This window comes from uncultured Victivallis sp., from assembly GCF_944391105.1.
Lineage (GTDB): Bacteria > Verrucomicrobiota > Lentisphaeria > Victivallales > Victivallaceae > Victivallis.
Map to the genome: position 1 here is coordinate 1 of NZ_CALXSK010000032.1, position 12498 is coordinate 12498.

The following is a 12498-nucleotide window of genomic DNA, read 5'->3' on the forward strand; positions in this document are numbered from 1 at the left end:
GTTTTTTTTGCTGAAATATAAGTTGCATCCAGAACCATCATCTTTCAACTTTTTCTTTTCCTATGGGATGGCTGTGAAAGAAAATCTAACCTTCATAGTAAAAAATCCTTCTTCAAGTTTCTTAATGCTGCCAGCTAATACAGCCAGCCCCAGTACTCCCTGATGTTGTCAATATCTCCATTCCTCATCAGATCATATCTTACGCTGCGCACATGTCCATCCAACTGGACAGCATTCAACAAATCAGTACGTACATGATAAAACTCCTTCTTTAATTAAACAATCAAATCTCTTAATGCTGCCAGTTAATTCTGCCAGCCCCAGTACTCCCTGAGGTTGTCAATATCATTATTCCCCATCAGATCATATCTCACGCTGCGCACATGTCCATCCAACTGAACAGCATTCAACAAATCATTATGTACATAATATGGGGCCCCCCAGTTACCTCCGTTACCATTATAATTCATCATGTAATGCCAACCGCTTGGAAGTGCATCCTTCGCAGGATTATTAGCGTATCGTCGTGAATCCGCAAGAAACATGCATGAACTGATTCGTTTCAACCGAGAGAATTTGACGTATCGTCGCAACGCATTACCGTCGTTAATAGTACCTGAAATCGCTTGTACACTCAGAGTCATTGAATTATATCCATAGCCAAAACGGCCTGAGATCGACGGACAAATCGCTACCGGGAGATCATTGATCGACTTGAAGACATCTCCATTGGAATCCGGACTCTGGTTGTTCCCCAAATACATCCGCAGTTTGGCAGGCCAGCAGTTAATGTTTCTGTACTTATCTGTATTGTCAGTGCCGAAGTCGACTGGTGCAATCGCGGGAACAACATAATCATCGTAATCCGCACCATATTGTATTCCTGCCAGGCCAAGCTGTTTTAAATTGCTCTGACAACTGGTTGATCTGGCTTTTTCACGCGATTTGTTCAAGGCTGGAAGCAACATACCTGCAAGAATTGCGATGATCGCAATCACAACGAGGAGCTCGATGAGGGTGAAGTTCCGTGCCGTCCGGTTCGGGAGATCAGAGACTGGATGTATTTTTGTGTTCATGATGCCACTCCTTGATGTTGAGGTATTTGATCGATTTTTTGACTATTGGTTACGCGTTCAGTTTCCGGACGGAACCGTTGACGACGAGTTCCGGTTTGAAGTATTCGTGCGGATTGGTTTCCGGTGTGTATTTTTCCGGGTGCATCAGGATCTCGAGAATCGTTTCGAACTGTTTCTCGTAATTGAGATCGACGCAGTCGAGCGGTGGATGCTGAATCATCGCATCGCGTTTCGAGCCGATGGAGACCAGGCTCAGTTTTTCCGGAACGGCGATTCCGGCGTTGAGACAGGCGTTGACCGCTCCGGTGAAGGAATCGGTGCTGATGCCGATGAGGGCGGTGAAGTCGATTCCGTCCTTGAGCACCTTCGCGAAAAAGTAGTAGGCCTTTTCCGGGGCGTAATCGCCGGAACGGATGTTGCAGTCGAGTACGCGACATTTCATGTCGTGCAGTTCCGCGTAAGTCAGTACGCCGTTCAGACGTTCCCGGATGACGCCGTTCTGCGGTTCCGAAATCAGAACCGCGATCCGGTGGTGGCCGTTTTTAAACAGGTGATCGACTGCGAGGCTCCCGGCAAACGTGTCGTTTGCACCGACCGACAGAAGTTGAAGATCGCCGCGATGGCGGTTCATCAGCACCAGCGGAACCTGGGCGGCGTACTCTTCCAGTCGACGGAGAATGTCGGAATCCCATGAGCCCGCACTCGTCAACATCGCGATCCCCTTCACGTTCTCTTCCTCCAGCGGCAGGGAAAACGGAACATTTTCGCTGTAATCGTAACGGTGAATCAGCAGCCGGTTCGGCGCATACTGTTCTTTGATGACCTCCAGGTGCCGTTCCATGAGCGTCAGATCCGACGAGTTCCAGCGCGGGACCACAAAAAGGAAGGTCGGGGGAACTTCCGCATTCAATTTCCCGATCGCTTCCGTCACGTAGGTGCCGCGCCCCGGTACGACGCGCAGCAAGCCGGCAGAGCGGAATCGACCACTGTTTGATCCACGATCAACTGGCTCACGTTGAACCGTTTCATGATCTCGCGGCTCGTGATGAATTTTTCCCCGGGGGCGTATTTCGAAAGCTCCCGGCGCAGCTGGTCGTACAGGATATCTGTTTTCAAGATCGCCTGATTCATGGATGATTCCTTTTGCGTGCTTCTGTGTATATTATGGTGTCTTTTACACGATAATGCAAGAGTGATTCGCGAAAAAATCAGATAATTTTATTTCGTGATGGACAGGAGGCAGGAATGGAATCGATTTGAAAATGAGACAGGGGAGGGACATTTTTTCCCGCCCGATGGACAAAATGTCGCATCGGGAAGTCGTTGCGGGGGCGCTTGATGCACGAAAAAAAGTTGGCACGCTGTATGCTTAATTGCCGGGTGTCGACACGAAAGAGTCGAAATGAAGGAGGAATGAATATGAATATGATGCAGAGATGGAATCTGAACGACGGGCTGCTGCCCGCCACGCTCGGCGGACTCAATGAACTGTTCCGCTCGGTGTTCGATGCCACGACTGATTTCGGTCCGGAGTGGCTGTCGGATCGGATCGGCGCCCTGCCTCTGGATATGGAGTGCGGCGAAAAGGAAGTGACCGTGAAGATCCCGCTTCCCGGCTGCAAGGCCGAAGAGATCAATGTGGAGGTTGTCAACGACATCCTCACCGTCAAAGCCGAACGCTCCGAGGAGAAGAGTGAGGATGGCGAAGAGAAGCATTATCTCCGCCGTGAACGTTCCAGCATGAGTTACGAGGAGTCAGTCAAACTCCCGGCCCGCGTCAGAGGACACGAGGCAAGTGCGAGTTATCAGGACGGAATTCTCACCGTCGTGCTTCCGCGCGAGGAGGAGAATGTCGACAAGGCTCATGTGGTCAAGGTTCAATAAGAGAGGAGCAGGATATCATGGAAAAGGATATGCAGGAAAAAAACGAGGTCCGTACGATGCCGGAACCGGTGACGATTGTTCCGCTCGTGGACATTGTGGAAGGCAATGACGGTGTCACGCTTACGTTTGAAGTCCCGGGTGCGAATTCCGAAAGCGTCGACATTGAGGTTCTCAACAATATCATGACGATGAGCGCGAAGAGTTCACTCCAGCGCAATGGTCACCCGGTTGTTTTCAAACGCAACTTCCGCCTCTCCGAGGAGGTCGATGTTCAGAAAATCACCGCGAAAACCAAAGACGGTGTTCTCACGCTCGAAATTCCGAAGGCGGAACGTGCGAAGGTTCATCGGATCAAGGTTCAGTAATGTTCCATATCAAAAAAGCCCGGCAGTCGGTTGGCTGCCGGGCTTTTTCTCTTTTTCGATCACGGACGGTGAAATTCGCATGGAACTCCGGTCTGGCAGAGCGCACAGCCGAGTGCCCGGTCGAGCCAGCCGTAGGTTGTTTCCCGATCCTTTGCGACATGTTCGACCGCATATCGCGCACAGGCCGGTTTGTCGCGATCCTTGAATTCCGGACCGATCGCGTGGGCCGGACAGCGCCGGATGCAGGCACCGCAGCGCGTACACCATGCGAACGGGTCGTCGCCGTAGGGACGTTTGTCGGCCGGGAGTTCGAGCGTCGTCACAACCGAACCGAGACGCATCGCCACACCGTGCTCCGTGATGAGGCTCGCCGAGAGTCCGAACGTCCCGGCTCCGGCGACGAACGCCACATGCCGCTCCGACCAGCTCGACGTGAAGTGTTTGACATCCCACCCCGGCGGCGGATAGACCGCTTTCTGCTCAAGGTGCGGCGCGACCGCGGGAAATCCCGCTTTGGTCAGCAGACTCGCCATCTGGGCGCGCATCTCCTCGTTCAGGATTTCTCCGAAACTGCGGACGGCGGCCCATTCGATCGACGGGCGGACCGTTTCCGCGCGGTTCGTTTCGCGCGCCTTCCGGTTCACCGGCAGCACCCAGGAGATCACCGACTTCGCCTCGGCTTCCGGGAATTTCCGTTTCAGCACTTCGTCCGGCGTCCAGTGTTGCGGTCCGATCAGCTCTTTGAAGCGAATGAAGAACGGATCGTCCGCCGCCGCAACTTTCACTTCGGGCTCCTCGAAGAAGCGGTCGGCTCCGGTCTGACAGTAGAGATTCCGGAGCATTTGTTCGATCTGAGTTCGGTTCATGATACGGTCCTCCACAGTTGCAGAAAAAACGGGAGAGCCGGTTCCGGATCTCCCGCGGGAATCTGATTTATGCTTCGATCTTCTTTTCAAGATAATCGCGCAGCTGCGTCACGTTGACCCGATCCTGAAGCATCGTGTCGCGGTCGCGCACGGTCACGCAGTTGTCGTTGGCGGAGTCGAAGTCGTAGCAGATGCAGTACGGCGTTCCGATCTCATCCTGCCGGCGATAGCGCTTGCCGATGCTGCCGGTGTCGTCGTATTCGGCGCGGAAGTGGCGGTCGATCTCCTTGTAGAGCGCGTAGGCCGACTCCTTGAGCTTCTTCGACTGCGGCAGAACCGCAACCTGAATCGGCGCGACGAGCGGCGGCAGGTGCATCACAATGCGGGTATCCTCCTCCATCCCCTCTTTCGCGGTAGCGGCTTTCTCTTCGTCGTAGGCGGCCGAGAGCAGCGCGAGCATCGTGCGGTCGAGACCGACGGAGGTTTCGATGACGGTCGGCATGAACTTGCGGTGGTTGTCGTGATCCATGTACGAGAGATCCTCGCCGGAGAATTCACTGTGGCGCGAGAGATCCCAGGTGCCGCGGTGGTGGACGCCTTCGAGTTCGCCCCAGCCGAACGGAAACTTCACTTCAATGTCGATCGCGGCTTTCGCGTAGTGTGCGAGCTTCTCGTGGACGTAGATGCGGAAGAAGTCGTCCTTGAACTTCAGCTTGTTCCTGTAGTAGTTGATCCGCTGCTCTTTCCAGTATTCGAAGAACTCCATGCCCTGGGACTCTTCGCAGAAGAACTCCATCTCCATCTGCGTGAATTCGCGGCTGCGGAACGTGAAGTTGCGCGGATTGATCTCGTTGCGGAACGCCTTGCCGATCTGCGCGATGCCGAACGGAATCTTCTGCCGTGTCGCGACCCGCACGCTGTGGAAGTCGACGAAGATCGGCTGGCAGGTTTCGGCGCGCAGGTAGGCGGCGTGCTCCTCGTCGAACACGGGGCCGACGAAGGTTTTCATCATGAGGTTGAATTCGCGCGGTTCGGTCAGATCTTTCGAGCCGCAGTTCGGGCAGGTGGTCGGATCCTCCATCTGGTCGACGCGGTAGCGGGACTTGCAGTTGCGGCAGTCGGTCATGAGGTCGCTGAACTGGTCGAGGTGGCCGGACGCTTTCCAGACGCGCGGGTGGCAGATGATCGTTGAATCGAGTCCCTCGACGTTGTCGCGGGTTTCGACCATTTCGTGCCACCAGAGATTTTCGATGGCGCGTTTCATCCGGGCGCCGTAGGGGCCGTAATCCCAGAATCCGTTGATGCCGCCGTAAATCTCGGAACTCGGGAACACAAATCCGCGGCGTTTGCACAGGCTGACGAGCTTGTCCATCAGCTCCTGATTCTTGACGTTTTCTTCGGCCATTTTTTCTTCCTTGAACGTTGTCGGAGAAACCGTGGTTCGGCCTCTCTTTGTAATGAGTAACGAAAAGAAAGGACGCTTTCCGGAAAAGGCGTCCTCTCCTTAATATAACATCGCTTGAAGAAAAAGCAAGGCAACTCACAGCACCAGTTCGAGTGCAAGCGAGCCTTCGAGCTGGTTTCTTCCGTTCTCCTCGCGCCAGTTGAGCTTGAATTCCCGCTTCAGAACGGCCCGGAGTTCGCAGGTTCCGATGCTTTCGCCGTAGCGCGGCAGAAGCGAGTCGAGTGCCAGGAGGCGCTGGAAGAGTTCATCGCGATGCGGGGTCCGGAACTGCAACAGCGCTTGAATCCGGAATCCTGCCGGGCGGTTGTCCGAGGTGATTCCGGTCAGTTTCACGGCGGCGACGGGGCGCACGCCGCAGCCCGGCGGCGGAAACTCTCCGCGGCAGATCTCCCGATCCGGCGTGAGATTGAGTTTGCTGCCGATCCACTGCGTGAGCGCGCGTTCGAGTTCAGCCGGATCGAACGCGGTGACGGCCCGGTCGGAGTTGGTCGGCGCGGGTGTTCCGTCGGCTCCCTGTGAGGAGGCGACGTCGACGCTGGCGGTGAGCATGAGCCTGCCGGTTCCGCATTCGCGTTCAAGAATGCGTTCGACTGCAAAGGAGTCGCCGCCGCTGTGCCAGATGGCGTTGAAGAGGATTCCGCGACTTGTGACGTTCCGTGCCGGTAGTTTGGCGAGCAGCGTGGAGAGCGTCTGTTCAAATCCGGAGCAGCCGACTCCGCGTACGGCGAGCTCCAGCGTGAATTCCCGGTGCCGCCGATCGTCAGCCGGGGTCGAGCCGGTGATCCGGACGGCGGCGTCCTCATCCCGCTCACCGGACAAACTTCCGGCGCGGATGCCGAGCAGGGCGGCCACGCCGTTCTCCACGGCCGCGAGCGGAATCGCCGACCACTGCGCAGCGCTCGGGACGGTTCCCCACGCACTCGCGGAAAAGTAGGAGCGTGCGAGGTCGATGCGGCAGAGCAGGGTGAGTTTCGCCGTCGTTTTCATCTCCCCGTGATGCCGTTCGCTGCCGAAAACTTCAACGTCGGAAGTGCGTTCGATCCGGCTGAACCGGACGGCGAGAACCTCGTCGTGTTCGCGCGGAAACGCCATCGCCGCACGGGAGAAATCGTTGCGGAAATCCGCGTCGGCGGAGCGCCCCTCGAGCGTTGCCGTGACCGCAATCGTGCCGGGAATCTCATCGGACGGCTCCGGGAATCCCGTCACGGTTACGCCGACGCCGTCGACCTGGTCCGGCAGTTTGCCCGCCCTGGCTTCGAGCCCGGTCACGAGCTGCCGCAGCAGCGCCGCAACTGCCGCTTCCACCGCTTCGGCGCGAAAGGCACTGCGCCGGCTGTAAGCGGTTTCCGAGGCGGCGGGGGGAGTGAAAATCTCATTCATCTGACACCTCCTGTGTATGGGTTGTTATCTATCTGGTTTTTTGTCAACTTTTTGGGGGAATCGGCTTGTAACGTTTCCTGAAGGATATATATTACGATAAAATATAGCGTCAGGAAAACTCAACAAAGGGAGAAACCATCATGTCGAAAACAGCACTGGTGACGGGCGGCGGCCGCGGGATCGGCGCCGGAATTGTGGAGAAACTTGCTGCGGAAGGGTGGAACGCCGTGTTCTGCGGACGCAAGGAGGAGTCCGCGTTCGCGGAGCGTTGCCGGGAGCTGGAGACGACTTACGGTGTGAAGGCGGCCTATTACTGCTGCGATGTTTCGGTTCACGAGGAGCGCGGGAAACTGCTCGCCCGGGTTCTCGAAAATTTTGGTTCGCTTGAAGCGCTTGTGAACAACGCAGGGGTCGCGCCGCTCGTGCGCGCGGACATTCTCGAGATGACCGAGGAGAGTTTCGACCGCGTGCTCGGGATCAACCTCCGCGGGCCTTTCTTTCTGACCCAGCTGGTCGGGCGTTATTTTGCGGAGAACAAGATCGCCGGGACGATCGTGAACATCGGCAGTGTTTCGGCGACGGTCGCTTCGATCAGCCGGGGAGAATACTGCATCTCCAAGGCGGGCGTGGCGATGGCGACGAAACTCTTCGCTGTGAAGATGGCGGAATTCGGCGTGCCGGTCTACGAGATTCGTCCCGGCGTGATTTCGAGCGACATGACCAGCGTGGTCAAGGCGAAATACGACAAACTCATCGCCGAGGGGCTCACGCTCCAGCCGCGCTGGGGGGAGCCCGCCGACATCGGCAGGGCGGTCGCGATGCTTCTGCGCGGGGATCTCGCCTATTCGACCGGACAGGTCATCAACGTCGACGGCGGCATGGAGATCGGGCGGCTGTGATGAAGACGCGCAGACTCAACACGCTTGTGATCGGCTCCGGAGCCTCGGGGCTCGCGGCGGCGCTGCGGCTTAAAACGCTCGGCGTGGACGACGTTCTGCTGCTTTCGGAAGGGCTCAGATGCGGAACCTCGATCAACACCGGCAGCGACAAGCAGACCTACTACAAACTCGGCATCTACGGAGCGGAGCCGGACTCCCCGGCGCTGCTCGGACGGACGCTGTTCGACGGCGGTTCGGTCCACGGGGACGTGGCGCTCGTCGAGGCGGCGATGTCGGTGCGCTGTTTCATGAATCTCGTGAATCTCGGCGTGCCGTTCCCGTGCGATGAATTCGGGCAGTACGTCGGCTACAAGACCGACCACGACCCGAAGCGGCGTGCGACGAGCTGCGGGCCGTACACCTCGCGCGAGATGTGTCTCGCGCTGATCCGTGCCGTGAAGGCCGCCGGAGTCGAGATCGCCGAAAAACGCAACGTCGCGGAACTCGTCGCCGTAGACGGCCGCGCGGCCGGGGCGGTCGCCTGGAACCGGGAGACGAAGGAGTTCGAGGCGTATCTCGCGGAGAACACCGTGTTCGCTGTCGGCGGGCCGGGCGGTCTCTACGCTTCGAGCGTCTATCCGGCCGGACACATGGGGGCGATCGGGCTCGCGCTGAAGATCGGGGCGAAGGCGCAGAATCTGCCGGAGTCGCAGTTCGGACTCGCCTCGACCCGCTTTCGCTGGAATGTGTCGGGAACCTACATGCAGGTGCTGCCGCGTTTCGTCTCGACCGCGGCGGACGGCGTTTCGGACGAGCGCGAATTCCTGCTCGATTATTACGGCGACCCGAACGCGATGAATTCGATGATTTTCCTGAAGGGCTACCAGTGGCCGTTCGACGTGCGCAAGGTTCCGGACGGTTCCTCGCAGATCGATCTTCTCGTGCACGAGGAGACCGTGAAGAAGGGGAGGCGGGTCTTTCTTGACTTCCGGACGAACACGGGAAATCTCGACTTCGCGGCGCTGTCGGCCGAGGCGCGGGAGTATCTCGAAAAATCCAGCGCCTGCTTCGGCACGCCGATCGAACGGCTCAAGAAGATGAATCCCGGAGCGATCGAACTTTACCGGGATCACAACATCGATCTTTACAAAGAGAAACTTGAAATCGCGGTCTGCGCCCAGCACAACAACGGCGGTCTTGCGGGGAACATCTGGTATGAATCGGTGAACGTGCCGCACCTCTTCCCGATCGGAGAGGTGAACGGCTCGCACGGCGTGACCCGCCCCGGCGGTTCGGCGCTGAACGCGGGTCAGGTCGGCGGCTTCCGGGCGGCGGAGTTCATCGCCGCGAAGTATCGCGACTTCACGCTCGATTTCACTCGGGCGGAGGAGGCGGCGAAACAGCTTGAGGCCGATCTCATGCGCCGTCTTGCCGGAACGCGCGACTGGCGGAGCGACCGGCGCGAGCTGCAGGAGCGCATGACCGCGTTCGCGGGTCATCTGCGGCCGCAACAAAAGCTCGACGAGGCGGCGGATGCGGCGCGGAATCTGCTTGACGCGATGGATCGCGAGGGATATCCGGCGGCGGACACGGACCATGCGGTCACGAATTTCCATCTGGCGTTCGCCTCCTGTATCTATCTGGAAGCGATCGCGTTTCAGGCGGCTTCGGGGGCGGGGTCGCGCGGCAGTGCGGCCGTGCTGCGGGCGGACAACTCCGTCATTCCGGAGAATCCCGCGTTCCGGGCGCAGGTGCTCGGGACGACCGTGACGCCGCAGGGAGTGCGGGTCGGCTGGGAGCCGTGCCGCCCGTTCCCGGAGACCGACGGCTGGTTCGAGACGGTCTGGGCGGAGTACCGCACAGGAAAGATCTACGGGTGAAACGATGGCGGAGTTCGATTTCACGATTCTGCGTGAACTGCGCAAGCGTTCGGGGTTGAGCATCGGCGAGGTTTCGGCCGGGAGCGGCGTTTCGGCGGCGGTGATCTCGAAGCTCGAACGGAACCGTACGCGGGCGGAACTCGATACGCTCTACCGGCTCGCCCGCGTCTTCGGCATCACGGCGGCGGAACTGCTGAGTCTGGCCGAGGCGCGGCTGTCGCATCCGCTCAAGGCGACGGCGCACCGCAACGAGGATTTCCTCTTCCGGGAGATCAACTACCGGAACATCCGCTGCCTGCACGCCAAGGCGGAGAAGGGGGCCCGGATGAAGCACCCGAATATCCATCAGGACGACTACGAACTCTGCTGGATTCTGGAGGGGACGCTGCGGCTGACGCTCCCCTCCGAGGTTCACGAGCTTTCGGCCGGGCAGTCGCTCCAGTTCGACGCGCTGCTTGAGCACACCTACGAGGCTTTGACCGATTGTGAGTTGTTGATTCTACACATCAGAAAGGAAAACAGGTTCTGACCATGGCAGGAAACTATCCCAAAATCAGTTCATTCAAAACCGCGGAGGCGTTCCGCGCGCATCTGAAAAGCCTGAGTCTCGATCTTGAAGTCGATGACGCGATTCTCCCGGCTCCGGAGAGCCCGCTTGCGCAGGGACTCGAATACCATGGCCGCCGGATCGGCAACCGCTGGTGCATTCTGCCGATGGAGGGGTGGGACTGCCTGCCGGACGGTTCGCCGTCGGAACTGACCCGCCGCCGCTGGCTCCACTTCGCCGCGAGCGGTGCGAAACTGCTTTTCGGCTGCGAGGCGTGCGCGGTGATGGAGTCCGGCAAGAGCAACACCCGGCAGCTGATGATCACGCCTTCCACCATGCCGAAACTCAAGGCGCTCTGCGCCGAAATGCGCGAACTGCACGCGCAGAAGTTCGGCACGGCGGACGATCTGCTCATCGGTTTGCAGCTGACCCACTCCGGCCGTTACAGTCATCCGCACGACGACGCGAAACTCGAGTCGGTCACCGCCTACTGCCACCCGCTGCTCGACGAGAAGTTCCACAGCAGCGCCGCGAACGTCGTTTCGGACGAAGAGCTGCGGAACATCATCCGCCATTTCATCGACGCGGCGAAACTTGCGCAGGAGGCGGGATTCGACTTTGTCGACGTGAAGATGGCGCATGGCTATCTCGGCCACGAACTGCTTTCCGGCTTCGAGCGTCCCGGCGAGTTCGGCGGGAGTTTTGAGAACCGCACGCGTTTCTTCCGCGAAATCGTCGAGGGAATCCGCCGTGAAGTGCCGGGTCTGGAGATCGGCACGCGCTTTTCGCTCTTCGACTGCCTGCCGTTTGAAAAAGGGCCGGACAAAGTCGGAATCCCGATGCAGCGCAACGGGATCGGCGTCGGCAACTACCATTACGCATTCGGCGGAGACGGCACGGGACTCGGATACGATCTCACCGAGCCGATCCGGTTCCTCGAACTCTGCCGTTCGCTCGGCGTGGAGCTGATCTGCACGACCGTGTGCAGTCCCTACTACAATCCGCACTTCCAGCGTCCGGCCTACTATCCGGTTTCGGACGGTTATCTGCCGCCGGAGGATCCGGTCTGCGGCGCGGCGCGGCAGATCGGCGCGGTCGCGAAAGTCAAGGTGCACTTCAAGGGGACGGGAATGATCTTCATCGGTTCGGGCTACACCTGTCTGCAGGAGTTTCTGCCGCAGGTCGGTCAGGCGGCGGTCCGCGCGGGCAGAACCGACATGGTCGGAATCGGCCGTATGGTCATCGCCTATCCGGAGCTGCCGGCGGACGCGCTCAAGGGAGGGCCGCTGCAGACGAAGCGGATCTGCCGCACGTTCGGAGACTGCACGACCGCGCCGCGCAGCGGCATGGTTTCCGGCTGCTATCCGCTCGACGAGTTCTACAAGTGCCGTCCCGAGTGTGAGCGTGTGAAGGAGATCAAGCGGAAACTCCGCGAAGCCTAAAGCGGATACCAGAGCGGTTCGACTCCCCAGGAGACGAACCCGTCCACGCAGATTCCGAGCGCAACAGCCTGCGCACACCGGGAGAACCAGGTGTCGTAGCGGAAGAAGAAGAGCAGCAGCAACGCCCAGAAATAGTGGTGAATGTGACAGCGGAAACTTCCGCGCAGAACCCAGGACACTGCCGCCGGAATCAGGATGGCGGCGGCGAGAGCGGCGACGTATCGGCCCCCCTCCCGCCGTCGGAATGCTTCCCGTCCGTGCAGAATCAGCAGCGTTCCGACGATTCCGATTCCGGCGGCGAGCGTGATGAGGATGCCGGGACGGCCGGAGAGGAGATCCTCCGGCTTCAAACTGAACCGGATCGCCGGAATATGGCGGGTCAGACCGAAGAACGCGGCCGGCAGAAAACAGCCTGCATAACAGAGCATGGTTTTGCGGTCGAGAGTTTTGAGCGTTTCCCCGGCGGCGAAACAAGCGATGACCGGCGCGAGCGCAATGAGTTGCCAGATCGCTTCGCTTCCGTTGCGTGCGGAGAGCCACGGTGCGCTCCGGCCGCAGACGATTCCGGCGACCACGGCGTGCCCGATGAGCATGAGAGCGGCCAGAAAAAGCGCCGCGCGCGTCTCCTTCCTGCGCAATCCGAGCAGAGTTCCCCAGGAGATTCCGGCCAGAACCGTGGCGATCCATGGAGTGTTGAGAACGTCGAGCATGGATC

The 12498-nt window shown here is 59.1% G+C and carries 13 protein-coding genes; 6 read left to right on the forward strand and 7 right to left on the reverse strand.

The features are described 5' to 3' along the window. Window positions 1-305: 305 nt before the first annotated feature. Genes Q0K10_RS10435 through Q0K10_RS10445 form a run of 3 tightly spaced genes read right to left on the reverse strand, consistent with a single transcriptional unit; the run spans window position 306 to window position 2207 of the window. On the reverse strand, window positions 306-1076 hold the full coding sequence (locus Q0K10_RS10435) for a DUF1559 domain-containing protein (RefSeq protein ID WP_294506691.1): 771 nt from the start codon (window positions 1074-1076) through the stop codon (window positions 306-308). Between the two features lie 49 nt (window positions 1077-1125). Then, entirely contained in the window at window positions 1126-2007 is an 882-nt protein-coding gene (locus Q0K10_RS10440) for a LacI family DNA-binding transcriptional regulator (protein WP_294506693.1), read from the reverse strand. Then, window positions 2004-2207 (reverse strand): hypothetical protein, encoded by a 204-nt coding sequence (locus Q0K10_RS10445; RefSeq protein WP_294506696.1) that lies wholly within the window; start codon window positions 2205-2207, stop codon window positions 2004-2006. Before Q0K10_RS10445 ends, Q0K10_RS10440 begins: the two co-directional genes overlap by 4 nt. Before the next feature lie 294 nt (window positions 2208-2501). On the opposite strand from Q0K10_RS10445, the gene Q0K10_RS10450 reads away from it, so the two are divergent. Together Q0K10_RS10450 and Q0K10_RS10455 are read left to right on the forward strand one after the other, a co-directional pair. Further along, a complete protein-coding gene (locus tag Q0K10_RS10450; protein WP_294506698.1) occupies window positions 2502-2960 on the forward strand; it encodes an Hsp20/alpha crystallin family protein in 459 nt (152 codons plus the stop codon). A gap of 17 nt (window positions 2961-2977) precedes the next feature. Beyond that, on the forward strand, window positions 2978-3325 hold the full coding sequence (locus Q0K10_RS10455) for an Hsp20/alpha crystallin family protein (protein WP_294506700.1): 348 nt from the start codon (window positions 2978-2980) through the stop codon (window positions 3323-3325). 59 nt (window positions 3326-3384) lie between these two features. Here the strand turns inward: Q0K10_RS10455 and Q0K10_RS10460 are convergent, their stop codons facing one another. From Q0K10_RS10460 to Q0K10_RS10470, 3 genes are all read right to left on the reverse strand, one after another. Next, window positions 3385-4191 carry a hypothetical protein gene (locus Q0K10_RS10460; RefSeq protein WP_294506702.1) on the reverse strand — a complete coding sequence of 269 codons (807 nt, stop codon included), beginning with the start codon at window positions 4189-4191 and terminating at the stop codon, window positions 3385-3387. Between the two features lie 67 nt (window positions 4192-4258). Next, the gene (locus tag Q0K10_RS10465) at window positions 4259-5596 is read right to left on the reverse strand and encodes a glycine--tRNA ligase (RefSeq protein WP_294506704.1); all 1338 of its coding nucleotides are present in this window, start codon (window positions 5594-5596) and stop codon (window positions 4259-4261) included. A 135-nt stretch (window positions 5597-5731) separates the two neighbouring features. Next, entirely contained in the window at window positions 5732-7036 is a 1305-nt protein-coding gene (locus Q0K10_RS10470; RefSeq protein ID WP_294506706.1) for a hypothetical protein, read from the reverse strand. Between the two features lie 140 nt (window positions 7037-7176). Here Q0K10_RS10470 and Q0K10_RS10475 point away from each other — a divergent pair, with 140 nt between their 5' ends. From Q0K10_RS10475 to Q0K10_RS10490, 4 genes are read left to right on the forward strand one after another with little or no spacing between them, the layout of a single operon-like run. Continuing rightward, window positions 7177-7935 carry a 3-ketoacyl-ACP reductase gene (locus Q0K10_RS10475; protein WP_294506709.1) on the forward strand — a complete coding sequence of 253 codons (759 nt, stop codon included), beginning with the start codon at window positions 7177-7179 and terminating at the stop codon, window positions 7933-7935. Continuing rightward, window positions 7935-9794, forward strand: a complete 1860-nt coding sequence (locus Q0K10_RS10480) for an FAD-binding protein (protein WP_294506711.1) — start codon at window positions 7935-7937, stop codon at window positions 9792-9794. The genes Q0K10_RS10475 and Q0K10_RS10480 overlap by 1 nt, the downstream gene beginning before the upstream one ends. A gap of 4 nt (window positions 9795-9798) precedes the next feature. Next, window positions 9799-10323, forward strand: a complete 525-nt coding sequence (locus Q0K10_RS10485) for an XRE family transcriptional regulator (RefSeq protein WP_294506714.1) — start codon at window positions 9799-9801, stop codon at window positions 10321-10323. Between the two features lie 2 nt (window positions 10324-10325). Further along, window positions 10326-11783, forward strand: a complete 1458-nt coding sequence (locus tag Q0K10_RS10490; RefSeq protein ID WP_294506715.1) for a hypothetical protein — start codon at window positions 10326-10328, stop codon at window positions 11781-11783. Here Q0K10_RS10490 and Q0K10_RS10495 read toward each other — a convergent pair. Further along, window positions 11780-12493 (reverse strand): hypothetical protein, encoded by a 714-nt coding sequence (locus Q0K10_RS10495; RefSeq protein WP_294506717.1) that lies wholly within the window; start codon window positions 12491-12493, stop codon window positions 11780-11782. The two genes, Q0K10_RS10490 and Q0K10_RS10495, sit on opposite strands and share 4 nt — an antisense overlap. Window positions 12494-12498: the final 5 nt, after the last annotated feature.

Excerpts from the sequence above, each read along its gene's own strand:
- Q0K10_RS10450 (WP_294506698.1), top strand. The coding sequence starts at position 2,502 with ATGATGCAGAGATGGAATCTGAACGACGGGCTGCTGCCCGCCACGCTC.
- Q0K10_RS10480 (WP_294506711.1), top strand. The coding sequence starts at position 7,935 with ATGAAGACGCGCAGACTCAACACGCTTGTGATCGGCTCCGGAGCCTCG.
- Q0K10_RS10435 (WP_294506691.1), bottom strand. The coding sequence starts at position 1,076 with ATGAACACAAAAATACATCCAGTCTCTGATCTCCCGAACCGGACGGCA.
- Q0K10_RS10475 (WP_294506709.1), top strand. The coding sequence starts at position 7,177 with ATGTCGAAAACAGCACTGGTGACGGGCGGCGGCCGCGGGATCGGCGCC.
- Q0K10_RS10495 (WP_294506717.1), bottom strand. The coding sequence starts at position 12,493 with ATGCTCGACGTTCTCAACACTCCATGGATCGCCACGGTTCTGGCCGGA.
- Q0K10_RS10445 (WP_294506696.1), bottom strand. The coding sequence starts at position 2,207 with ATGAATCAGGCGATCTTGAAAACAGATATCCTGTACGACCAGCTGCGC.
- Q0K10_RS10460 (WP_294506702.1), bottom strand. The coding sequence starts at position 4,191 with ATGAACCGAACTCAGATCGAACAAATGCTCCGGAATCTCTACTGTCAG.
- Q0K10_RS10470 (WP_294506706.1), bottom strand. The coding sequence starts at position 7,036 with ATGAATGAGATTTTCACTCCCCCCGCCGCCTCGGAAACCGCTTACAGC.
- Q0K10_RS10465 (WP_294506704.1), bottom strand. The coding sequence starts at position 5,596 with ATGGCCGAAGAAAACGTCAAGAATCAGGAGCTGATGGACAAGCTCGTC.
- Q0K10_RS10485 (WP_294506714.1), top strand. The coding sequence starts at position 9,799 with ATGGCGGAGTTCGATTTCACGATTCTGCGTGAACTGCGCAAGCGTTCG.
- Q0K10_RS10455 (WP_294506700.1), top strand. The coding sequence starts at position 2,978 with ATGGAAAAGGATATGCAGGAAAAAAACGAGGTCCGTACGATGCCGGAA.
- Q0K10_RS10490 (WP_294506715.1), top strand. The coding sequence starts at position 10,326 with ATGGCAGGAAACTATCCCAAAATCAGTTCATTCAAAACCGCGGAGGCG.